Origin of the sequence: Streptomyces sp. NBC_00523, assembly GCF_036346615.1 — a bacterium.
GTDB lineage: Bacteria > Actinomycetota > Actinomycetes > Streptomycetales > Streptomycetaceae > Streptomyces.
In genome coordinates, this window is the sequence record NZ_CP107836.1 from 6294152 (window position 1) to 6316643 (window position 22492).

The following is a 22492-nucleotide window of genomic DNA, read 5'->3' on the forward strand; positions in this document are numbered from 1 at the left end:
TCCCAAGTACGTCCAGTACGAGGGATGTCGGCCGGCACGCCGAGAGCACGCACCAGACGCCGCAGGCCACGCCCTCCGGGCGTACGACGGGACTCTCCGGACGCGCCCATGTCGGATTTCCGCCAGCCACCGGCCCCGCCGGTGGCCCATCCTTGAACCATGCACACCGACACCGAGCGCTGCGTCCGGGCGGTCCAATCCAAGGACGCCCGCTTCGACGGCTGGTTCTTCACGGCCGTCCTGACCACCCGGATCTACTGCCGCCCCAGCTGCCCCGTCGTGCCGCCCAAGGCCGAGAACATGACGTTCTACCCGAGCGCGGCCGCCTGCCAGCAGGCCGGGTTCCGGGCCTGCAAGCGGTGCCGCCCCGACACCAGCCCCGGATCCCCGGAGTGGAACGCCCGCGCCGACTCGGTGGCCCGCGCGATACGGCTCATCCGGGACGGCGTCGTGGACCGCGAAGGCGTCCCCGGCCTCGCCGCCCGCCTCGGCTACTCGCCCCGCCAGATCGAACGCCAGCTGCTCGCCGAGCTGGGCGCCGGGCCGCTCGCCCTGGCCCGCGCCCAGCGCGCCCAGACCGCCCGGGTGCTCATCGAGACCACCGCGCTCCCCATGGCCGAGATCGCCTTCGCCGCCGGGTTCTCCTCGGTGCGCACCTTCAACGACACCGTCCGCGAGGTCTTCGCCCTCGCCCCCGGCGAACTGCGCACCCGGGCCGCCCGCACCGCACCCGCGCCCGCCACCCCGGGCGTCATCACGCTGCGCCTGCCGTACCGCGCCCCGCTCAACCCCAGCAACCTCTTCGGCCACCTCGCGGCGACCGCCGTCCCCGGGGTCGAGGAGTGGCGCGACGGCGCGTACCGCCGCACCCTCGCCCTGCCGCACGGCCACGGCATCGTCGCCCTGACCCCGCGCCCCGACCACGTCGCCTGCCGGCTCTCCCTCACCGACCCGCGCGACCTGACCCTCGCCATCAGCCGGTGCCGCTGGCTCCTCGACCTGGACGCCGACCCGGTCGCCGTGGACGAACAGCTGCGCACCGACCCGCTGCTCGCCCCGCTGGTCGACACGGCACCGGGCCGCCGGGTGCCGAGGACCGTCGACGGCGCCGAGTTCGCCGTCCGCGCCGTGCTCGGCCAGCAGGTGTCCACCGCCGCCGCCCGCACCCACGCCGCCCGTCTGGTCACCGCCCACGGCACCCCGGTGGACGACCCCGAGGGCGGACTCACCCACCTCTTCCCGGACCCGGAGGCGCTGGCCGGACTCGACCCCGAGCAGCTGGCCCTCCCGCGCAGCCGCCGCCGCACGCTCACCACCCTCGTCCAGGCCCTCGCGGACGGTTCGCTGCGCCTCGGCCCCGACTCCGACTGGGACCGGGCCCGCGCCGAACTGGCCGCGCTGCCCGGCTTCGGCCCCTGGACCGTCGAGGTCATCGCGATGCGCGCCCTCGGCGACCCGGACGCCTTCCTCCCGACCGACCTCGGCATCCGCAGGTCCGCCCAGCAGCTGGGCCTGCCTTCCACCCCGGCCGCCCTCACCGCCCGCGCGGCCGGCTGGCGCCCCTGGCGGGCGTACGCCGTCCAGTACCTCTGGACCGTGGACGACCACCCCATCAACCACCTCCCGGACGCGGAAGGAAGTGCCCCGTGACCCGGCAGCACACCGTCACCGACAGCCCCTACGGCCCGCTGACCCTCGTCGCCACCGACGGCGTCCTCGCCGGGCTCTACATGACCGGCCAGCGCCACCGGCCCTCCGAGGCGACCTTCGGCGCACCCGATCCCCGCCCCTTCGCCGAGGCGATCCGCCAGCTCGACGCCTACTTCGCCGGCGAACTGCGCGACTTCGACCTGCCGTTGCACCTGGACGGCACCCCGTTCCAGCGCAGCGTCTGGGAGCAGCTGCGCCTCATCCCGTACGGCGAGACCCGCTCGTACGGCGAACTCGCCGAGAACCTGGGCAAGCCAGGGGCCTCCCGGGCGGTGGGTCTCGCCAACGGCAAGAACCCGGTCGGCATCATCGTGCCCTGCCACCGGGTGATCGGGGCCTCGGGCGGCCTCACGGGCTACGGCGGCGGCCTGGACCGCAAGCAGCGCCTGCTGGCGTTCGAGAACGGTAAGGAGGCGAGCACCCCGGCGCTGTTCTGACCGCGGGTACGGCGAAGGGCCCCGCACACGCGTGTGCGGGGCCCTTCGCCGTACGGCATGGACGTGGCTCAGCCGGTGAAGATCTCCGTCACCGTCCAGATCGCCAGGCCCAGCATGCACAGCCCGCCGATCCGCTGCACGGTCTTCAGCGGTACGCGCTTCGCGATGAACCGGCCCGCCAGCAGCGCCAGCGCCGACACGGACATCAGGGCGGCGGCGGAGCCGATCGCAGTCGACCAGGTGCCGTTGCTCGCCGCCAGGTTGGCGGTCGTGATCTGCGTGAGGTCGCCCCACTCGCTGATGAACACCGCCATGAACGCCGTCGAGTACACCGGCCAGAACCCGGTCACCGTCTTCGGGCCCGTCTCGTCGTCCTCGTCGTCCCCACCCCCGCGCAGGAGCATGAACGCGCCGAACGCGAAGAGCGAGGCGGAGACGAGCTTGACGATCCAGTCGGGCAGCAGACCGAGCAGCCCGCCCGCCCCCACCGCGATGGCGACGTGCACGATGAACGCGGACGAGGTGCCGAACCAGACGTAGAGCGGGCGCATGCGCGTGCCCATGGCGAGCGACGCGAACATCGTCTTGTCCGGGAGCTCGGCGAGGAAGATCAGCCCGAAAGCGGTGATGATCGCCAGGGGGTCGAGATGCATTCCGGGTGGCTTTCTGTACGAGCCGGGCCCCGGGTCTCCGCGAAGTGCCGGTCGGCGTTTCGGAGGACCACTCGGCCCGGCATGACGGCACCGCCCACAGGGCGTGGGCGTGTCATACCTGACCGAAGGTCTCGCCCGCCCGTGATGATCCACGAGCCCGGCCACCGGGAACCATGAGGCTCCAGTGTGTCGACGACCGGTTTGCGGGGCTACTCCCCTTCGCAGCCGTCCACATTACCTCACGCGACCGGCCGCCGCGCGATCAGGAACGCCTGCGGAGTGCGCTCCTCCGGATCCGCCGCCCGCACGAGGCGCGACCGCACCTCGAACCCGGCCCGCTCCAGCAGCCCGGCCACCCGGTCCGGGGCGAAACGGTAGACGTCCAGGTCCACGGGGTGCCCGTACGCGTGCTCGAGCCGTACGCCCTCGTCGTCGCCCGCCTTGAACGCGAGGAGCAGATGGCCGCCGGGGGCCAGGACCCGGAGGAACTCGGCCACGTACGGCCCCAGCTCCCGCGGCGGCGTATGGACGAGCGAGTACCAGGCGACGGCCCCGCCCAGCGAGCCGTCGGGCAGGTCCAGCGCGCTCATCGTCCCCACCTCGAACCGCAGGTCCGGGTAGCGCCGCCGGGCCTCGGCGACCATGCCGGGGGAGAGGTCCGTGCCGGAGGCGTCGAGGCCGAGGTCCCGCAGGTACGCGGTGACCCGCCCGGGCCCGCAGCCCAGATCGGCGACCGGTCCGCCGCCCTCCCCGCGCACGTACGCGGCGAAGGCGCCGAGCATCGCCCGGTCCAGGTGCTTCGCGGCCAGCTCGTCCGCCAGGAGCGCGGCGTAGTCGGCGGCGACGGTGTCGTACGAGGCCCGGGTGGCGCGGAGAGTCATGCCCGGGACCGTACCGGGGGCGCGGTGCTACCGTCGCGCCATGGCGAAGGTAGCGGTCAGCCTCGACGCGGAACTCGTGGTCGAAGTGATGGTGCTCGCGGGGGTCGGCAACCCGCAGGACGCGGTCGAACTCGTCGTACGCGACTACATCGCGCGCGGCCACCGCACAGAGGCCCGCGTCGCGGCGCGCGAGGAGACCGCGCGCGACGACGAGACCAGGCCGCCGGAGACCCAGGGCTGACCGCCCGCTCCGCCTCAGCCGACCGGGCGGCCGTCCTCCAGCTCCACGGCGCCCGCGCCGGACTCCAGCGCCTTCAGCGCCGCGTGCATCCGCCGGGCGCGCGCACCCTTCAGATGCCGGTCGATCTCCGACGGCTCGACCAGCTTCCAGGACAGCAGCTCCGACTCCTGGAGCCGGATCGCCTTCAGCCGCTCCTCGTCCAGGACCCCGCCGTCGTACACGTACGCCACGATCGGCGGCCGGTCGCTGCCGCGCGCCCAGTCCACGGCGAGGAGCCGCCCCGGCTCGATGTCCAGCCCGATCTCCTCCAGCGACTCACGGCGCGCACCCTGGCGCGGACTCTCCCCGTCGGCCGACTCGACCGTCCCGCCGGGCAGCGTCCACCCCTCCCGGTAGTTCGGCTCCACCAGCAGCACCCGGCCGCGCGCGTCCCGGAAGACACAGGCGGCACCGACGAGGACCTTGGGAAGACCGGCGATATACATGGCGTAGTCAGTAGTGGTCACACGGTCAGCCTAGGGGCATTTTGATCGATCAGACCATGGGCAGGGAGGGGGTGCGGCGGATAGGGTCGGGGCGGCGCGACTGCCTGTTCGAATGCAAAGGGAATCATGGTGACGGACGGAGCAGTGACCGCACGCGTGCTCGTCGCGGCGGACAAGTTCAAGGGCTCGCTCACGGCCGTGCAGGTCGCGGAGCGGGTGACGGCCGGTCTGCGGCGCGTCGTCCCGGATGTACGGGTGGAGACCCTGCCGGTCGCCGACGGCGGCGACGGCACGGTGGCGGCGGCGGTGGCCGCCGGCTTCGAGCGCCGCGAGGCGCGGGTGACCGGGCCGCTGGGCGACCCCGTCACCGCCGCGTACGCGGTGCGGGGGACCACCGCGGTGGTCGAGATGGCCGAGGCGTCCGGCCTCCAGCACCTGCCCGACGGAGTCTTCGCGCCCCTCACCGCCACCACGTACGGCTCGGGGGAGCTGCTGCTCGCCGCGGTCGACGCGGGGGCCCGGACCCTCGTGTTCGGCGTCGGCGGCAGCGCGACCACGGACGGCGGCGCGGGCATGCTCGCCGCGCTCGGCGCACGCTTCCTCGACGCGGACGGCAAGCCGGTCGGGCCGGGCGGCGGCGGTCTCGCCGACCTCGCCGAGGCGGACCTGTCCGGGCTCGACCCCCGGTTCGTCGGCATCGACCTGATCCTCGCCAGCGACGTCGACAACCCGCTGACCGGCCCGAAGGGCGCGCCGGAGGTCTACGGCCGCCAGAAGGGCGCGACCGAGGCGGACATCGCGACCCTCGACGCGGCGCTCGCGCACTACGCGTCGATCCTCGGCCCCGCACAGGCCGACCTCCCCGGCGCCGGGGCGGCCGGCGGCATCGGCTACGGCGCGCTCGTCGCCCTCGGCGCGCGCTTCCGCCCCGGGATCGAGGTCATGCTCGACGTCCTGGGCTTCGCGCCCGCGCTCGACCGCGCGACCTTCGTCATCACCGGCGAGGGCTCCCTCGACGCCCAGACCCTCCACGGCAAGGCCCCGGCGGGCGTCGCGGCTGCGGCGCGGGCCGCCGGGGTGGAGGTCGTCGCGGTCTGCGGCCGCCTCGCGCTTGCGCCGGAGGCGCTGGAGGGTGCGGGGATCCGGCGGGCGTATGCGCTGCTGGACCTGGAGCCGGATCCTGCGGTGTGCATGGCGGAGGCGGGGCCGTTGCTTGAGCGCGCGGCGGAGTCGATCGCGCGCGACTTTCTGGTCTGAACCGGGGGCAAAGATCAGCCTCGCCGGCGTTTGAGGCGCGGGGTCCGGGGCGGAGCCCCGGTTTCGGGAAGGGGCGGGTAGGGGACAAGGCCCGCCCCAGGCGCCCCGCCTGTGCGCCCGCACAACCCCGCCCCGCCCCACCGGGGCACCCGCACCGCATCCCCCCATCCCCATGGACGCCCCCCTCCTCCCCCTGCTGACCTGTGGCAACACAGGAACCGCGGAAGGAGGAGGCACCCCCCATGCCCACGCTGGAGATCCGCGCACTCACCGCCACCTACGGCCCCGTACGCCCCCTGCGCGGCATCGACCTCGACGTCCCGACGGGCACGATCACCGCCGTGCTCGGCGGCAACGGCGCCGGCAAGACCACCCTGCTGCGCGCGATATCGCGGACCCTCCGCTTCCACGGCGGCGCCGCCACCGGCACGGTCCGGTTCGACGGGCGCCCCCTGGAGCGGCTGCGGCCGGACCGGATCGTCGCCGCCGGGATCGTCCACGTCCCCGAGGGCCGCCAGGTGTTCGCCCGTATGACGGTGGCGGACAACCTCCGCGCCGGAGCACTCGGCGCGGACGGCGGACGCAGGGCCGCGGCCCGGGCACGGGACCACGTGCACGAACTGTTCCCCGTACTCGCCCGCCGCGCCCACCAGAGCGCCGGGCTGCTGTCCGGCGGCGAGCAGCAGATGCTGGCCATGGGCCGCGCCCTGATGGCCCGCCCCCGGCTGCTCCTCCTGGACGAACCCTCGCTCGGCCTCGCCCCGTTGATGGCGCAGCGCATCGCCGACACGGTGCGCGAGATCAACGCCTCCGGCACGTCCGTCCTGCTCGTGGAGCAGAACGCCTCGATCGCCCTGCGCCTCGCCACCACGGCCTACGTCCTGGAGGTCGGCGAGGTCACCCTGCACGGGCCCGCCGCCGAACTGGCCGCATCCGACGAGGTGCGCCGCCGCTATCTGGGCGTCGTGGACGAGGCGGCCGCCGCCGACGCGGACCGGGCGGCGGGCACCCCCGTACGCACCCTGAGCAGGTGGTCCGCGTGACCGCCCCCGCGCAGCTCACCGTCCGGGACGTCACCGTCCGCTTCGCCGGGCTCACCGCCCTCGACGGCGTCTCGTTCACCGTCGAGCCGGGCAGCGTGCACGCCGTCATCGGCCCCAACGGGGCAGGAAAGTCGACCACGTTCAACGTGCTGTCCGGGGTCTGCCGGGCGGCCTCCGGCAGCGTCCGGCTCGGCGGGACCGAGCTGACCGGGCTCGCCCCGCACCGGATCGCCGCGCTCGGGGTCGCCCGCACCTTCCAGAACCTCGCGCTGCCCCCGTACGCCACCGTCGCCGACACCCTGATGCTCGGCCGCCACCGGCTCACCCGGGCCGGATTCCTGGCCGCAGGGCTGCGCCTGCCGTCGGCCGCCCGGGAGGCCCGCGCGCATCGCGAACGGGTCCGCGAGATCGCGGAATTCATCGGCCTGGAAGCGGAGTTGGAACGGCCCGCGAGCGCACTGCCGTACGGGCAGCAGAAGCTGGTCGAGCTGGGCCGGGCGCTGTGCATGGAGCCCCAGGTGCTCCTGCTGGACGAACCCGTCGCCGGGATGACCGCCGACGAGCGGCAGCGTACGGCCGCGGTCGTGGCCGGGGTCCGCGACGGCCTCGGCATCTCGATCGTGCTGGTCGAGCACGACATGGGGGTGGTGATGCGGCTCGCGGACGCCGTGACCGTACTCGACTTCGGCCGCCGGATCGCCGACGGAACGCCCGCCGAGGTCCAGAACGATCCCGCCGTCGTCCAGGCCTATCTGGGAGCACCGCAATGACCACCTTCATCGAACTCCTCCTCGGCGGCCTGTCCATCGGCTCGGTCTACGCCCTGATCGCGCTCGGCTTCGTCGTGATCTTCAAGGCCACCGAGGTCGTCAACTTCGCCCACGCCTCCCTGCTGCTGGCGGGCGGTTACGTCACCGCCGTGCTCCACGACGACATCGGCTTCTGGCCCGCCCTCGCGGCCGGAGTCGCGGGCGCGGCCGTGGTCGGCGCCGCCGTCGACTTCCTGGTGATGCGCCGCTACCGGGGCAGCGACCACAGCGTCCTCGCCATCGTCACCATCGGCGTCGACATCCTCCTGACCACCGAACTCACCCGGCGCATGGGCACGGAGGTGCTCGCCCTCGGCGACCCCTGGGGCAACCGGGTCCTCACCGTCGGCGGGGTCACGCTCGCCCAGACCCGCGTCGCGGCTTTCGTCGCCGCGGCCCTCCTCATCACCGTCTTCCTGCTCGCCTTCCGCTTCACCTCCTGGGGCGTCTCGATGCGCGCGGCGGCCGAAAACCCGCGGACGGCGGCGCTGATGGGGATCAGGCTGGGCCGGGTCTCGCTCGCCGCCTGGGCGGTCGCCGGAGCACTGGCCGCCGTCGCCGCGCTGTTCCTCACCGTCTTCCCCACGCCCGGCCTGGAACGGGCGACCTCGCTCGCCGCGCTCAAGGCGTTCCCCGCCGCCATCCTCGGCGGCCTCGACTCCACGACCGGCGCCCTCGCCGGGGGCCTGATCGTCGGGGTCACCGAATCGCTCGCCACCGGCTACCAGAGCGATCTGTCGTTCCTCGGCCGGGGCATCGGCGACCTGGCCCCCTACCTGGTGATGGTGATCGTGCTGCTCGTACGCCCCGCCGGACTCCTCGGCACGAAGGAGCCCGCCCGTGTCTGAGACCGCCACCCCGTTCGCGTACACCGTCACCGCGCGGCTGCGCCGTCCCCGTACCTGGGCCTGGGCGGCGGGATCGGTGCTGCTGCTCGCCCTCCCCTTCTATCTGGACCGCTTCTGGCTCCAGGCCGGGCTGTTCGCGATGGCCGCCGCGATCGGCGCGATCGGGCTCAACCTGCTGACCGGGGCCACCGGACAGCTGTCCATGGGCCACGCCTTCTTCCTCGCCGTGGGCGCGTACGGCTACTGCGTGCTGGCGGGGGAGGGCGGTACGGAGAGCGGGCACACCCTGTCCGGGCTCGGCCTGCCCAGCTGGCTCGCGGCCGTCCTCGCCGTCCTCCTCGCCGGTGCGGCGGGCGGGCTGTTCAGCCCGATCGCGGGGCGGCTGCGCGGCGCCTACCTCGGCATCGCCACCCTGGCGCTGATCTTCATCGGCCAGCACGTGCTGTTCAACGCCTCTTCCCTCACCGGCGGTTACAACGGCCGCACGGTGCCGCCGCTGTCGCTCTTCGGCCTCACCTTCGACGACACCGAGGTGCTGGTGGCCGCGGTGCCGTTCCAGTCCTCCGAGAAGCTCTGGTACGTGGCGCTGCTCGCCCTGCTCCTCAGCGGTCTGTTCGCGCGCGGGGTGCTGCGCGGGCGGCCCGGCCGGGCGCTGAACGCCCTCCGCGACCACCGCGTCGCGGCCGGGGTGATGGGCGTCCCGGTGGCCCGCTACCGGGCCGGGGTCTTCGTCCTGTCCTCCATGTACGCCGGACTGGCCGGGGTGCTCCTGGCCCTGGTCTTCCAGCGGACGGTACCCGAGTACTTCGGCATGGTCCTGTCCCTCGAATACCTCGCCATGATCGTGATCGGCGGGCTCGGCACCGTGGCGGGGGCCGTCGTCGGCGCGGCCTTCGTGTCGCTGCTGCCCCAGCTCCTCACCCACTACAGCGAATCGCTGCCGTTGGTCGCCGCCCCCGGCACGGGCGGCCTGACCCCGGGCGAGGCTTCGCGCTACCTGTACGGCGCCGCGGTCGTCGCGGCGGTCCTGTTCCTGCCCGGCGGCCTGACGCGCCCGATGAAGAACCCAGGGGAGAAGAAATGAAACTGCGTGTGCTCGGGGCCGTGTGCGCGGCCCTCGCCCTCGCCCTCACGGGATGCAGCGAGAAGGCGAAGTCCTCCGACGGGGGAGAGGGGGCCAAGGGCGGGGTCAGGACCGGCGAGGGTGTCACCGACTCGGTGATCGCGCTCGGCGCGCTCACCGACATGACCGGCGTCTACGCCTCGCTCGGCAAGAGCGTCACCCAGGCCCAGCAGCTCTGGGTGAAGCAGACCAACGCCGCGGGCGGCATCTGCGACCGCAAGGTGGAGCTCACCGTGCGCGACCACGGCTACGACCCGCAGAAGGCGGTCGCCGGATACACCGAGCTGGAACCGAAGGTGCTGGGCTTCGTCCAGTTCATCGGCTCCCCGTTCGTCGGGGCGGTGGAGCAGCGCATCGACGGCCTGGACAAGGGCCTCGTGCTCCCGCAGGCATGGTCGGCGAATCTGCTCGGCAGCAAGTACGTACGCGTCATCGGCGCCACGTACGACATCGAGACGATCAACGCCATCGACTACCTGCTCGCGGAGAAGCGCATCGCCAAGGGCGACAGGATCGGCCACGTCTACTTCGAGGGCGACTACGGCGAGAACGCGCTCGCCGGCTCCAAGTACGCCGCCGAGCAGGCGGGCCTCACCGTGGTCGAGCAGAAGATCACGCCCTCCGCCAACGACATGACCGCCCAGGTCGCCGCCTTCAAGCAGGCGGGCGTCAAGGCCGTCGTCGTCAGCGCGGGCCCCCGCCAGGCCGCCTCGCTCGTCGGGGTCGCCGCCGCCACCGGCCTCAAGGTCCCGGTGATCGGCAACAACTCCGCGTACGCTCCGCAGTTGCTGAAGACCCAGGCGGGCCCGGCCCTGAAGCGGGACTACTACGTCGCCGCGTCCACCCTGCCCATCGGCGACCCGGGCACCGGCCCGGCGAAGCTGGCGAAGGAGTACGCCGCCGCCTACCCGAAGGACGGTCTCGACAACGGGGTCATCGCCGGCTACACCGCCGCCGACCTGTACGGCGAGGCCCTGAAGAAGGCGTGCGCGGCCAAGGACCTCACCCGCGAAGGCGTCGACAAGGCGCTGCTCACCATCACCGGATTCGGCACCGACTTCGGGGTCGCGCACGACTTCACCGACCCGTCGGCGCCCTCCACCCGGGAGAGCGTGATCATGAAGCCGGACGACAAGGTCCCCGGCGGCCTGAAGGTGGTCAGGCCGGCCGAGGCCGCGGCGGCCGCCAAGTCCTACACCCTCAAGTAGCGCACCACTTTGGGGATATGCCCGGTGGGCGGCACGCGCGATGCGTGCCGCCCACCGGTGTTTCCGGGTTCCCGGTCAGCTGGTGTACGCCTCCAGTTCCGAGAGCTGAGCGGCCGGCCAGCCGGTGTTGGCGGTGAACGTCAGCCGCAGATAGCGGGCCGACGTGCCCGGCAGGGTGACCGTCGCCTGGTTGCCGCTCGACGGATTGAAGGTGTAACCCGCCGAACCCTTCAGGGAGTTGTACGTGTTGTTGTCGGTGCTGCCCGACACGCTCAGGGTCTGGGTGCGCGTCGCCCAGGCGGACGCCGGGGGCAGCTTCAGGACGAGCCGCTTGACGGACTTGGCGGCGCCGAGGTCCACGGTGATCGTCTGCGGAAAGGCGTTGTTCTTGCTCTCCCAGTACGTGCTCGCGTTGCCGTCGACCGCGTTGGACGCGCCGTACACGTCGGCGTGACTTGACTCGGTGACCTGGCGGCCCTGGGCGAGGTTACCGGTCTCCTCGGGCGGGTCGGTCGGGTCGGTGGGCGGGTCGGTGGGGTCGGTCGGGCCGGTGCCGCCGCCCGGGACGCCGCCGTTGGTCCACACCGGGTCCGGCCAGACGCCCGTGCAGGCCGGAGGATCGGCGTACCAGCCGGAGTTCCCGGAGCCCCGGGTGATCTGGAAGCCGCTGCCCACGCAGTTGTGGATCGGGTTCGACTGCGCGATGTGCGTCGCCGTGACGTTGTCGAAGGTGGCCGTGCCGGGGGCCTGGATCTGGAGCGCGTAGGTGCCGGCGCCGTCGATCTTGATGTTCTTGAAGTGCAGCCCGTTGGTCGCGCCCTCGATGAGGTGGATCGCGGCGTAGGAGCTGTCCAGGACCTCGCTGTCGGTGATGTTGATGTTGCCGTTGATCGGTTCGTTGAGCCCGCTGAACCAGATCGCGCCGACCCCGAAGTTCCAGTTGTAGTCGCTGTTCCCGGTCCGGATCAGGGTGTTCCGTGCGGCCGTGGTGGTGCCGGAAACAGCCGTGCCCTGACCGGAGTTGACGCCGGGGTAGCGGTTGGCGATGTGCAGGCCGCCGCCGTTGGTGATGGTGTCCGCCATGACGTTGTCGGACAGGGTGATGTCCTTGCCGCCGTAGGTGACGATGTTGTTGGCGAGGATCGGCAGGATCACGGTGTTGAACGTGAACTTGTTCTTCACGTTCGGGACGTTCTCCGCCCACATGGCGAGCCCGTCGTCACCGGTGTTGCGGACGAAGGTGTTGGTGACCGTCGAGTTGGTGACGCCGTAGTGGAAGTTCACCCCGTCGGCGGTCTGGTCCAGGATGCGGCTGTTCTTGATGGTGAAGTTGTCCATCGGGCCGTCCATCCAGGCGCCGCACTTGGTGTGCTGCATCCAGACGTTGTCGACGGTCGAGTTGGACAGGGCGCCGCCGATGGCGTTCACCTGGTCGTTGTCGACGCGCTCGCGGATGTCACCGATGATGGCGAAGTCCTTGAGCGTGACGTTGCTGCTGCCGCCGTCCCCGGCGTACTTGCCGTAGACGCCGACGGCCTTGGACCGGTTCGACGGGTCGCGCCCGGTCAGCACCGAGTACCAGGGCCCGGCGCCGCGCAGGGTCACCTTGTCCACGATGATGTGGTCGCGGACCTGGAACGTGCCCTGCGGGATGTACACCTCCTTGCCCTGCGTCCTGCCCGCGTCCACGGCCGCCTGGATCTTGGCGGTCGAGTCGGCGGCCCCGGTCGGGTCGGCCCCGAAGTCGGAGACGACGTCCAGCGCACCGGAGGGCTTGGCGATGGGCGCGCCCACCTGCTCGAAGTCCGCCAGGTCGATGGTGAACGACGGTGAGTCGGCGGTGGACGAGACCTGGAGCCGGACCTTCGTACCGATGGGCAGGGTGGACCCGAACATGGTCCGGGCCTCGTCGTAGAAGTGGTGCGGGTTGGTGTCGCCCGGGTTGTTGTTGAACGGATAACCCCCGTAGTACCAGCCGTACTTGGAGGTCACCGGCACCGCCTTGGGCGAGGCCCCGTTCACGCGCACGTCGATCGAGGCGTCCCGGCCCGTCCCGGCGGAGTTGTCCGGCAGCGAGTACCGGAAGGACATCGCGTTGGCGGGGGCGGTGAGCGTGAACTCCACGTACTCACCGACCGCGTCCAGGGTCACCGCCTGCCGGCCCGACGCCTCGGAGGGCAGCGTGCCGTAGAGGCGGTTCGGGCCGATCAGGGTGCCGTTGGTGGCCGCGTACTCGGCCTCCTGTTCCTTGAACGGGACGGTCGCGCCGCGGCCGGGCACGGACAGCGGCGAGGGTGCGGGGACACCGGCTGCCTGGGCGGCCGGGGCGCCGGTCAGCACCACGGCGGCGGCGGTGCCGACCGCGGCGAGAGCCAGCGAGAGGGAGGCGGATATGGACCGCTTGAGCAGCGGTCGTCGGGGTGGGGAAGTCACGTCGAAGTCGTCCTTGCGGCTCGTGGGGGCTCTTCGGACGTCCCACAGGCTAGGAGCACCGCCGCAAGGAAGTCCACGACAGTGCGCAAGATTCTGCTTCGAGAACTAAAATTTGTGACTCAAACCTGAGAGGAATGCGTTGAGTGCGCCGGTTGGCGAGGATTCGGCGCAATCTGCGCTCGCACTACGCAAGCCATCTGCGAGGCCGGCCAGTGGTCCGGCCCCGGGCGCACCCGCACCTTGCGCCGCCGCTCCCCGTCCGCGTACTGGAACCGCCGGCTGCTCCGGATCATCGACGGGGAACAGGTCGACACGCTGCGCCTGGAACTCTCGACCCGCCTGGCGGTACGCGGCTCCACCGCCGCGCCCCGTACCGCCTGAGGGACCACGCACGAGGGCCCGGATGCCTTGCGGCATCCGGGCCCTCGTGTCGTTCGTACCGTCCGCTACGGCAGCTGCGCCGCGCGTGCCTCGCGGCGGTTGTCGCGGAAGGTGTTCACCCGGCGGGCGGTCGCGAAGAGCGGGATGACCGCACCCAGGACCACCTGGAGCGCACAGCCGGTCTGGAGGAGCAGCTGACCGCCGGGGGCGTCCAGCGCCCAGGCCGCCAGGAGCCCCATCGCGGCCACGATCCAGCCGAGCATCGCCACCGCGAGGACGCCCCGCGGCTTCGGGTACTCGACCCGGCTGACCATCAGCCACGCCACCCCGATGATCGCGAGGAGCGTCGGGACGAAGGGCAGCTCGAGGAGCACGATCGAGATGACCGTGAGCGCTCCGAAGGGGCTCGGCATGCCCTGGAACATGCCGTCCTTCAGCGTCACGCACGAGAACCGCGCGAGTCTGAGCACCACGGCGAGCAGCACCACGATCGCCGCGAGCGCCGAGACCCGCTGGTGTGCGTCGTCCGCGACCATGCCGTACACGAGGACGAAGTACGCCGGGGCGAGCCCGAAGCTGATGAGGTCCGAGAGGTTGTCCAGCTCGGCGCCCATCGGCGAGGAACGCAGCTTGCGGGCCACGAGCCCGTCGAACAGGTCGAAGATCGCGGCCATGAGCATGAGGATCACGGCGGTGGCGGCGGAGTGCCGCGCCATGCCGCTCTCGTCGCTGCCCGTGAGGTGCGGGATCAGGATGCCCGTGGTGGTGAAGTACACCGCCATGAACCCGCAGGTGGCGTTACCGAGGGTGAGGGTGTCCGCTATCGACAGCCGCAGCGAGAGCGGCATGTCGTCGGCGTCGTCCTCCTCGGCCTCCGGGACCCAGCCGGCCTGTGTGTCGGGATCAATCACGGTCAATGCGAGTCACCCCCGCGGTGGTGGCCTGGCCGACCTCGACCGCGACGTCCACACCTTCCGGGAGGTAGATGTCGACGCGGGAGCCGAAGCGGATCAGCCCGATGCGCTCACCCTGCTCCACCTTCGTGCCCTGCGGGATGTAGGGCACGATGCGCCGGGCCACGGCGCCGGCGATCTGCACCATCTCGATGTCCCCCAGTTCGGTGTCGAAGTGCCAGACAACGCGCTCGTTGTTCTCGCTCTCCTTGTTGAACGCGGGGACGAAGCCACCGGGCACGTGCTCCACCGACGTCACCGTGCCGGCGAGCGGCGCGCGGTTCACGTGGACGTTCAGCGGGCTCATGAAGATCGCGACGCGGGTACGCCCGTCCTTCCACGGCATGATGCTCTGCACCACGCCGTCGGCCGGTGAGATGACGCGCCCCCGGGTGATCTCGCGCTCCGGGTCCCGGAAGAACCAGAGCATGCCCGCCGCGAGCGCGGTGGTGGGCACGGCCACGGCCGCCCAGCGCCCGGACCGGCGGGCGCGGGTCAGGCTGAGGGCGGCGGTGGCGACGGTCGGCAGGAGCCACGGCGAAGCTCCGCGTGCGATGCGGACCCGGCCGCGTGAGGCAGAGGTATGGCTGTCGGGCATGGATGACCTTCGTAGCGGATTGAGCCGCGCTGGCAACGGGGGACGGCGGCTTTTACCGGCGATGTTATCGGTTGCTGACCGCAACTGGGCAAGCCAGCAGCCGAGTCGGACGTCTGGAAGGCACCGGTTGAGGATGACAGGGTGTGATCTTCTTCGCGGCAAAATCACCACGAAAGGGGCGATCAACCCTGGAAACGGTACTCCTCGAGGAGCCGGCGCCCGATGATCATTTTCTGGATCTCGGCGGTACCTTCACCGATCAGCAGCATCGGTGCCTCGCGGTAGAGGCGCTCGATCTCGTACTCCTTGGAGAAGCCGTAGCCGCCGTGGATACGGAAGGCGTCCTCGACGACTTCCTTGCAGTACTCGGAGGCGAGGTACTTCGCCATCCCTGCCTCCAGGTCGTTTCGCTCCCCGGAGTCCTTTTTGCGTGCCGCGTTTACCATCATCGCATGGGCGGCCTCGACCTTGGTGGCCATTTCGGCCAGCTTGAACTGGATCGCCTGGTGCTGCGCGATGGGCTTTCCGAAGGTCTGGCGCTGCTGTGCGTAGGAAACGCCCAGTTCGAACGCACGCTGTGCGACACCGCAGCCACGCGCCGCCACATTGACCCGGCCGACCTCGACTCCGTCCATCATTTGGTAAAACCCTCGGCCGGTGACACCCCCCAGCACGCGATTGGCCGGAATTCGCAGTCCGTCCATGATGAGCTCGGTGGTATCGACCCCCTTGTAACCCATCTTGTCGATCTTGCCGGGGATCGTGAGCCCGGGCCGGACCTCTCCGAAGCCCGGTTCCTTCTCCACCAGGAACGTCGTCATCGACTTGTGCGGCGCGGTGCCCTCGGGGTGTCCTTCGTCACTCCGGCACAGAACGGCGACGAGTGAGGATGTACCGCCGTTCGTCAGCCACATCTTCTGGCCGTTCAGGACGTACTCCTCGCCGTCCCTGACGCCCTTCGAGCTGATCGCCGAGACGTCCGAGCCGAGCGCCGGCTCCGACATCGAGAACGCGCCCCGCACCTCGCCCAGCGCCATGCGCGGCAGGAAGGTGTCCTTCTGCTCCTGGGTGCCGTGCTGCTTGAGCATGTACGCCACGATGAAGTGCGTGTTGATGATGCCCGACACGCTCATCCAGCCCCGGGCGATCTCCTCCACGCACAGTGCGTAGGTGAGCAGTGACTCGCCCAGACCGCCGTACTCCTCGGGGATCATCAGGCCGAACAGGCCGAGCTCCTTCAGCCCCTCGACGATCTCGGTGGGGTACTCGTCGCGGTGCTCCAGCTGTGTGGCGACCGGAATGATCTCCTTGTCGACAAAGTCCCTGACCGTCGAAAGGATCTCCCGCTGGACCTCGGTGAGCCCGGCCGTCTGGGCGAGTCGCGTCATGACTGCTTCTCCACGTTCTTCTGCGAGGGCTGGCTGAGCTCCGGGCGGCCGGGCTGCTCCCCGCCCCGCTCCTTGATGTACGTCTCGGTGGGGACCATGACCTTGCGGCGGAACACGCAGACGAGCGTGCCGTCCTGCTTGTAGCCCTTGGTCTCCACGTGGACGATTCCGCGGTCGCTCTTGGACCTCGACGGCGTCTTGTCCAGGACCGTCGTCTCGCCGTAGATCGTGTCGCCGTGGAAGGTCGGCGCCACGTGCTTCAGCGACTCGATCTCCAGGTTGGCGATGGCCTTTCCGGAGACGTCCGGCACCGACATGCCGAGCAACAGCGAGTAGATGTAGTTGCCCACGACGACGTTCTTGCCGAAATCGGTCGTGCTCTCCGCATAGTTGCTGTCCATGTGCAGCGGGTGATGATTCATGGTCAGCAGGCAGAAGAGGTGGTCGTCGTATTCGGTGACGGTCTTTCCGGGCCAGTGCTTGTAGACCGCACCGACCTCGAATTCCTCGTAAGTGCGTCCGAACTGCATATCAGGCCTCCGGGGCTTCGAACTTGGAGGTGCGCTGCATGCCGGCCGCCCGGCCCTTGCCCGCGATGACCAGGGCCATCTTGCGGCTGGCCTCGTCGATCATCTCGTCGCCGAGCATCGCCGAGCCCTTCTTGCCGCCCTCCTCGGAGGTGCACCAGTCGTAGGCGTCCAGGATCAACTCGGCGTGGTCGTAGTCCTCCTGCGAGGGCGAGAACACCTCGTTGGCCGCGTCGACCTGGCCGGGGTGCAGCACCCACTTGCCGTCGAAGCCGAGCGCCGCCGCGCGGCCCGCGACCTCGCGGTAGGCGTCCACGTCGCGGATCTGGAGGAAGGGGCCGTCGATCGCCTGGAGGTCGTGCGTCCGGGCGGCCATCAGGATGCGCATCAGGATGTAGTGGTAGGCGTCCGCCGGGTAGCCGGGCGGCTGCTGGCCGACGACCAGGGTCTTCATGTTGATCGACGCCATGAAGTCGGCCGGACCGAAGATCAGGGTCTCCAGACGGGGCGAGGCGGCGCCGATCTCATCGATGTTGACGAGGCCCTTGGCGTTCTCGATCTGAGCCTCGATGCCGATCCGCCCGACCTCGAAGCCCATCGTCTTCTCGATCTGCGTCAGCAGCAGGTCCAGCGCGACGACCTGCTGGGCGTCCTGCACCTTCGGCAGCATGATGCAGTCGAGGTTCGGCCCCGCGCCCTCGACCACCGTGATGACGTCGCGGTACGTCCAGTGCGTCGTCCAGTCGTTGACCCGGACCACCCGGGTCTTGCCCGTCCAGTCGCCGTTGTTCAGGGCGTCCACGATGTGGTGGCGGGCGCCCTCCTTGGCGAGCGGCGCGCAGGCGTCCTCCAGGTCCAGGAACACCTGGTCGGCCGGGAGGCCCTGGGCCTTCTCCAGGAACCGGGGGTTGCTTCCCGGTACCGCGAGACAGGAGCGGCGGGGGCGCAGGCGGTTGACGGGGGTGGTCATGCGGGGACCTCCAGAGGGTCGAGCTTGTTCGCTTTCCGGATCTCGTCGACGATACGGCCGATGATCTCCGTGATGCCGAAGTCCTTCGGGGTGAACACGGCGGCGACACCCGCCCTGATCAGGGCCTCGGCGTCGGCCGGGGGAATGATGCCGCCGGCGATGACCGGGATGTCGCCGGCCCCGGTGCGGCGCAGCCGGACCAGCACGTCCGGCACCAGCTCGGCGTGCGAGCCGGACAGGATGGACAGGCCGACGCAGTGCACGTCCTCGGCGACGGCGGCCGAGACGATCTGTTCGGGCGTCAGGCGGATGCCCTGGTAGACGACCTCGAAGCCGGCGTCCCTGGCCCGCACCGCGATCTGCTCGGCGCCGTTGGAGTGCCCGTCCAGCCCGGGCTTGCCGACCAGCAGCCGCAGCCGCCCGACGCCCAGGTCCTCGGCGGTCCGCGCGGTCTTCTCGCGTACGAGGGCGAGCGGCGAGCCCTCCTCGGCGGTGACCGCGACCGGGGCGGACGACACCCCGGTCGGCGCCCGGAACTCGCCGAATACGTCGCGCAGCGCCCAGGACCACTCGCCGGTGGTCACCCCCGCACGGGCGCACTCGACGGTCGCCTCCATCAGGTTCTCGGTGCCGGCGGCGGCCTTCTTCAGCGCGGCCAGCGCCTCGGTGGCCCGGGGCTCGTCCCGGTTGTCCCGCCACTCGTGGAGCGCGGCCACGACCCGCGCCTCGTTCGCCGGGTCGACCGTCATGATCGCCCCGTCGAGGTCGGCGGTGAGCGGGTTGGGCTCGGTCGTCTCGTAGACGTTGACGCCGATGATCTTCTCGTCACCGGCCTCGATCCGGGCCCGCCGCTCGGCGTGCGAGGAGACCAGCTCGGACTTGAGGTAGCCGGACTCGACGGCCGCCATGGCGCCGCCCATCTGCTCGATCCGGTCCATCTCGGCCAGCGAGTCGGCGACCAGCTCGTCCACCTTGGCCTCGATGACGTGCGAACCGGCGAAGATGTCCTCGTACTCCAGCAGGTCGCTCTCGTGCGCCAGGACCTGCTGGATGCGCAGCGACCACTGCTGGTCCCAGGGCCGGGGGAGCCCCAGCGCCTCGTTCCAGGCGGGCAGCTGGACCGCGCGGGCCCGGGCGTCCTTGGAGAGGGTCACGGCCAGCATTTCGAGCACGATGCGCTGGACGTTGTTCTCCGGCTGCGCCTCGGTCAGGCCGAGGGAGTTGACCTGGACGCCGTAGCGGAACCGGCGCTGCTTGGCGTCGGTGATGCCGTAGCGCTCGCGGGTGACGCGGTCCCAGATGCGGCCGAAGGCGCGCATCTTGCACATCTCCTCGATGAAGCGGACGCCCGCGTTCACGAAGAACGAGATCCGCGCGACGACGGCCCCGAACTTCTCCTCGGGCACCTGCCCGGAGTCGCGCACCGCGTCGAGGACGGCGATGGCCGTCGACATCGCGTACGCGATCTCCTGGACCGGGGTCGCCCCCGCCTCCTGGAGGTGGTAGCTGCAGATGTTGATCGGGTTCCACTTGGGGATGCGGTTGACCGTGTACGTGATCATGTCGGTGGTCAGCCGCAGCGAGGGCCCGGGCGGGAAGACGTGCGTCCCGCGCGACAGGTACTCCTTGACGATGTCGTTCTGCGTGGTGCCCTGGAGCCTGCCCGGGTCGGCGCCCTGCTCCTCCGCGACGACCTGGTAGAGCGCCAGCAGCCACATGGCGGTGGCGTTGATCGTCATGGAGGTGTTCATCTGCTCCAGGGGGATGTCCTGGAAGAGCCGCCTCATGTCACCGAGGTGCGACACGGGCACACCGACCCGGCCGACCTCGCCGCGCGCCAGCACGTGGTCGGGGTCGTACCCCGTCTGGGTCGGCAGGTCGAAGGCGACCGACAGACCCGTCTGGCCCTTGGCGAGGTTGCGCCGGTAGAGCTCGTTGGAGGCCTCAGCCGTGGAGTGGCCCGCGTACGTCCGCATGAGCCAGGGGCGGTCCTTCTGACGGCCGCTCATGTCAGACGTTCCGGAAGCGGTTGATGGCGTCCAGGTGCTTGGCGCGCATCTCGTGGTCGCGCACGCCCATGCCCTCGCGCGGGGCCAGCGCCAGGACGCCGACCTTGCCCTGGTGGGCGTTGCGGTGCACGTCGTGGGCGGCCTGGCCGGTCTCCTCCAGCGAGTAGACCTTGGAGAGCGTCGGGTGGATCTTGCCCTTGGCGATCAGGCGGTTGGCCTCCCACGCCTCGCGGTAGTTGGCGAAGTGGGAGCCGATGATGCGCTTGAGCGACATCCACAGGTAGCGGTTGTCGTACTCGTGGTTGTAGCCCGAGGTCGAGGCGCAGGTGACGATGGTGCCGCCCTTGCGCGTCACGTAGACGCTCGCGCCGAAGGTCTCGCGGCCGGGGTGCTCGAAGACGATGTCCACGTCCTCGCCGCCGGTCAGCTCACGGATGCGCTTGCCGAACCGCTTCCACTCGCGCGGGTCCTGGTTCTGCTCGTCCTTCCAGAACTTGTAGCCCTCGGCGTTGCGGTCGATGATCGCCTCGGCGCCCATCTTCCGGCAGATCTCCGCCTTCTGGTCGCTGGAGACGACACAGATCGGATTGGCGCCGCCGGCCAGCGCGAACTGCGTGGCGTACGAGCCGAGTCCGCCGCTGGCGCCCCAGATCAGGACGTTGTCGCCCTGCTTCATGCCGGCGCCGTTGCGCGAGACGAGCTGGCGGTACGCGGTCGAGTTGACGAGCCCGGGAGCCGCGGCCTCCTCCCAGCTGAGGTGGTCCGGCTTCGGCATCAGCTGGTTCGACTTGACGAGCGCGATCTCGGCGAGACCGCCGAAGTTGGTCTCGAAGCCCCAGATGCGCTGCTCCGGGTCCAGCATCGTGTCGTTGTGGCCGTCCGATGACTCCAGCTCGACCGAGAGGCAGTGCGCGACGACCTCGTCACCGGGCTTCCAGGCGTTGACGCCCGGGCCGGTGCGCAGGACGACGCCCGCCAGGTCGGAACCGATGACGTGGTACGGCAGGTCGTGGCGCTTGGTGAGCTCGCTGACCCGGCCGTAGCGCTCCAGGAAGCCGAAGGTGGAGACCGGCTCGAAGATCGAGGTCCAGACGGAGTTGTAATTCACCGAGCTGGCCATGACCGCGACCAGGGCCTCGCCCGGGCCGAGCTCCGGCACCGGCACGTCCTCCACGTGGAGCGACTTGCGCGGGTCCTTGTCGCGGCTGTCGACGCCCGCGAACATCTCGGCCTCGTCCTTGTGGACGGTGACCGCGCGGTACGACTCGGGCACGGGGAGCGCCGCGAAGTCGGCGGCGGCGGGCGCGCCGGAGCCGCCCTTCGCCTCGGTCTGCGACTGGATCGCGTCCAGGATTTCCTTCACGGGTGCCTCCGATGGTGCGGCGTTGAGGGAACGCTGAGGGGCCCTGCGAGCAGGGAATGCGGGTCTGGAGGTGTGCCGTCGGTTCGGCGGGTGGTGCTCGGCTGCTTGCTCGGTGGAGCAGAAGGGTTGCCTGGTGACGCAGGCGCCCGGGCGCGCAAACGCGGTGGTTTGCGGGGACAGCCGGCGTACGTGAGATCCCAGCACGCCGGCCGCCCGGATGCCTTCAACGTATGGCACTGCGTGACAGCTGACAAGGCACTCGGTGCCAGTAATTTCCCTCAATTGTCAGCCGGTCGCCACGCATGAGCAACACGGGCGGCGGTATGGGACGAGTCGCCCCGGTATGGCAGGTCAGGGACGTGCTGGGCGGTAGATGTACGGGGTCGTGGTGGTCAGTGCCGTGAAGCCCAGGCGCTCCAGGATCGGGCGGCTGTCCTCGGTGGCGTCGACCTGGAGGTAGTCGTAGCCCCGCTCCGCCGCCACGCCCGCCCGGAAGGCCACCAGCGCCCGGTATACGCCCCGCCCGCGCCACGCCGGGTCCGTGCCGCCGCCCCACAGCCCCGCGAACCCCGTGCCCGGATACAGCTCCATCCGGGCCGAGCTGACCGGCTCGTCGCCCGCCATGGCCACGAGGGCCACGAAATGCTTCGGGGCCTCCCGCAGCCGGTCCAGGACCTGCCGGCGCAGCCAGGACCCGTCCCGGCCGAACGCCCGCTCATTGGCGCGCGCCATCAGCTCCGCGCCCGCCTCGTCCCGCACCTCTTCCAGCCGGACGCCCTCCGGCAGCGGCACCTCCGTGGCGAGCTCCGCCACCCGCGCCACGAGCAGGGTCTCCCGCTCCTCGGCCTCGAAACCGGCCGCCAGCAGCCGCGCGCCCAGGTCGGCGGGCCGGTCGTGCCCGTACAGCTTCCACTCGAACGCGTCGCAGCCCAGCCGCTCGCTGTGCGCCACCTGCTCCGCGACCGCCGCGTCGGCCCGGGCGGCGTCCAGGTCCGGCGCGGACCACACCACCCCGTTCCAGTCGTGCGCGGCGCCCACCTGCCGTACGACGTCACCCACGCGTTCGACGCGGCCGCGGGGGCCGTCGGGGAGGGCCTGTTCGCGCATCACCCGGTCGAAGACGGCGAGGAGGCGGGCGCGCTCGGATGTCACATGATCGTTCATGCGCACACCCC

At 71.0% G+C, this 22492-nt stretch carries 22 protein-coding genes; 10 read left to right on the forward strand and 12 right to left on the reverse strand.

Translation table 11 applies throughout. The features are described from left to right. Positions 1-159 precede the first annotated feature (159 nt). A complete protein-coding gene (locus tag OHS17_RS28455; RefSeq protein WP_330314446.1) occupies positions 160-1650 on the forward strand; it encodes an AlkA N-terminal domain-containing protein in 1491 nt (496 codons plus the stop codon). Next, complete coding sequence (locus OHS17_RS28460) at positions 1647-2147, forward strand: methylated-DNA--[protein]-cysteine S-methyltransferase (RefSeq protein ID WP_330314447.1); 501 nt, start codon at positions 1647-1649, stop codon at positions 2145-2147. The genes OHS17_RS28455 and OHS17_RS28460 overlap by 4 nt, the downstream gene beginning before the upstream one ends. A gap of 68 nt (positions 2148-2215) precedes the next feature. On the opposite strand, the gene OHS17_RS28465 is transcribed toward OHS17_RS28460, so the two are convergent. Both OHS17_RS28465 and OHS17_RS28470 read right to left on the reverse strand, forming a co-directional pair. Beyond that, positions 2216-2800, reverse strand: a complete 585-nt coding sequence (locus tag OHS17_RS28465) for a TMEM165/GDT1 family protein (protein ID WP_330314448.1) — start codon at positions 2798-2800, stop codon at positions 2216-2218. 239 nt (positions 2801-3039) lie between these two features. Next, positions 3040-3681 carry a class I SAM-dependent DNA methyltransferase gene (locus OHS17_RS28470; protein ID WP_330314449.1) on the reverse strand — a complete coding sequence of 214 codons (642 nt, stop codon included), beginning with the start codon at positions 3679-3681 and terminating at the stop codon, positions 3040-3042. Between the two features lie 40 nt (positions 3682-3721). Here OHS17_RS28470 and OHS17_RS28475 point away from each other — a divergent pair, with 40 nt between their 5' ends. Further along, a complete protein-coding gene (locus OHS17_RS28475; RefSeq protein ID WP_018100373.1) occupies positions 3722-3922 on the forward strand; it encodes a hypothetical protein in 201 nt (66 codons plus the stop codon). 14 nt (positions 3923-3936) lie between these two features. Here OHS17_RS28475 and OHS17_RS28480 read toward each other — a convergent pair whose 3' ends face one another. Beyond that, a complete protein-coding gene (locus OHS17_RS28480) occupies positions 3937-4428 on the reverse strand; it encodes an NUDIX hydrolase (RefSeq protein WP_330314450.1) in 492 nt (163 codons plus the stop codon). Between the two features lie 105 nt (positions 4429-4533). Here OHS17_RS28480 and OHS17_RS28485 point away from each other — a divergent pair, with 105 nt between their 5' ends. The 6 genes from OHS17_RS28485 to OHS17_RS28510 all read left to right on the forward strand — a co-directional run bounded on the left by OHS17_RS28485 (position 4534) and on the right by OHS17_RS28510 (position 10695). Beyond that, on the forward strand, positions 4534-5664 hold the full coding sequence (locus OHS17_RS28485) for a glycerate kinase (protein WP_330314451.1): 1131 nt from the start codon (positions 4534-4536) through the stop codon (positions 5662-5664). 242 nt (positions 5665-5906) lie between these two features. Next, entirely contained in the window at positions 5907-6707 is an 801-nt protein-coding gene (locus OHS17_RS28490; RefSeq protein ID WP_330314452.1) for an ABC transporter ATP-binding protein, read from the forward strand. Next, a complete protein-coding gene (locus OHS17_RS28495; protein WP_330314453.1) occupies positions 6695-7477 on the forward strand; it encodes an ABC transporter ATP-binding protein in 783 nt (260 codons plus the stop codon). Before OHS17_RS28490 ends, OHS17_RS28495 begins: the two co-directional genes overlap by 13 nt. Continuing rightward, positions 7474-8364 (forward strand): branched-chain amino acid ABC transporter permease, encoded by an 891-nt coding sequence (locus OHS17_RS28500; protein ID WP_018100368.1) that lies wholly within the window; start codon positions 7474-7476, stop codon positions 8362-8364. Before OHS17_RS28495 ends, OHS17_RS28500 begins: the two co-directional genes overlap by 4 nt. Beyond that, a complete protein-coding gene (locus OHS17_RS28505) occupies positions 8357-9448 on the forward strand; it encodes a branched-chain amino acid ABC transporter permease (RefSeq protein ID WP_330314454.1) in 1092 nt (363 codons plus the stop codon). The genes OHS17_RS28500 and OHS17_RS28505 overlap by 8 nt, the downstream gene beginning before the upstream one ends. After that, positions 9445-10695: an ABC transporter substrate-binding protein gene (locus OHS17_RS28510; protein WP_330314455.1), complete on the forward strand. Its 1251-nt coding sequence runs from the start codon at positions 9445-9447 to the stop codon at positions 10693-10695. The genes OHS17_RS28505 and OHS17_RS28510 overlap by 4 nt, the downstream gene beginning before the upstream one ends. A 75-nt stretch (positions 10696-10770) precedes the next feature. On the opposite strand, the gene OHS17_RS28515 is transcribed toward OHS17_RS28510, so the two are convergent. Next, positions 10771-13128, reverse strand: coding sequence for a discoidin domain-containing protein (locus OHS17_RS28515; protein WP_330314456.1), 2358 nt, complete (start codon positions 13126-13128; stop codon positions 10771-10773). Positions 13129-13368: 240 nt separating this feature from the next. Between OHS17_RS28515 and OHS17_RS28520 the strand changes: the two genes are divergently transcribed. Next, complete coding sequence (locus OHS17_RS28520) at positions 13369-13509, forward strand: hypothetical protein (protein ID WP_330314457.1); 141 nt, start codon at positions 13369-13371, stop codon at positions 13507-13509. A gap of 65 nt (positions 13510-13574) precedes the next feature. Here OHS17_RS28520 and pssA read toward each other — a convergent pair whose 3' ends face one another. The 8 genes from pssA to OHS17_RS28560 form a co-directional block, all read right to left on the reverse strand. Further along, positions 13575-14426, reverse strand: coding sequence for a CDP-diacylglycerol--serine O-phosphatidyltransferase (gene pssA / locus OHS17_RS28525; protein WP_191133900.1), 852 nt, complete (start codon positions 14424-14426; stop codon positions 13575-13577). Continuing rightward, positions 14413-15060, reverse strand: a complete 648-nt coding sequence (locus tag OHS17_RS28530; protein ID WP_018100353.1) for a phosphatidylserine decarboxylase — start codon at positions 15058-15060, stop codon at positions 14413-14415. Before OHS17_RS28530 ends, pssA begins: the two co-directional genes overlap by 14 nt. 182 nt (positions 15061-15242) lie before the next feature. Beyond that, positions 15243-16448 (reverse strand): acyl-CoA dehydrogenase family protein, encoded by a 1206-nt coding sequence (locus OHS17_RS28535; protein ID WP_018100352.1) that lies wholly within the window; start codon positions 16446-16448, stop codon positions 15243-15245. Then, a complete protein-coding gene (locus tag OHS17_RS28540) occupies positions 16445-16978 on the reverse strand; it encodes a MaoC family dehydratase (protein ID WP_330314458.1) in 534 nt (177 codons plus the stop codon). Before OHS17_RS28540 ends, OHS17_RS28535 begins: the two co-directional genes overlap by 4 nt. A gap of 1 nt (position 16979) precedes the next feature. Next, positions 16980-17945, reverse strand: a complete 966-nt coding sequence (locus tag OHS17_RS28545) for an HpcH/HpaI aldolase/citrate lyase family protein (RefSeq protein ID WP_018100350.1) — start codon at positions 17943-17945, stop codon at positions 16980-16982. After that, positions 17942-19954: a protein meaA gene (locus OHS17_RS28550; RefSeq protein ID WP_330314459.1), complete on the reverse strand. Its 2013-nt coding sequence runs from the start codon at positions 19952-19954 to the stop codon at positions 17942-17944. The genes OHS17_RS28545 and OHS17_RS28550 overlap by 4 nt, the downstream gene beginning before the upstream one ends. A gap of 1 nt (position 19955) precedes the next feature. Beyond that, positions 19956-21317 (reverse strand): crotonyl-CoA carboxylase/reductase, encoded by a 1362-nt coding sequence (ccrA, locus tag OHS17_RS28555; RefSeq protein WP_443053341.1) that lies wholly within the window; start codon positions 21315-21317, stop codon positions 19956-19958. Positions 21318-21668: 351 nt separating this feature from the next. Beyond that, positions 21669-22481 (reverse strand): GNAT family N-acetyltransferase, encoded by an 813-nt coding sequence (locus tag OHS17_RS28560; protein ID WP_330314460.1) that lies wholly within the window; start codon positions 22479-22481, stop codon positions 21669-21671. Positions 22482-22492 lie beyond the last annotated feature (11 nt).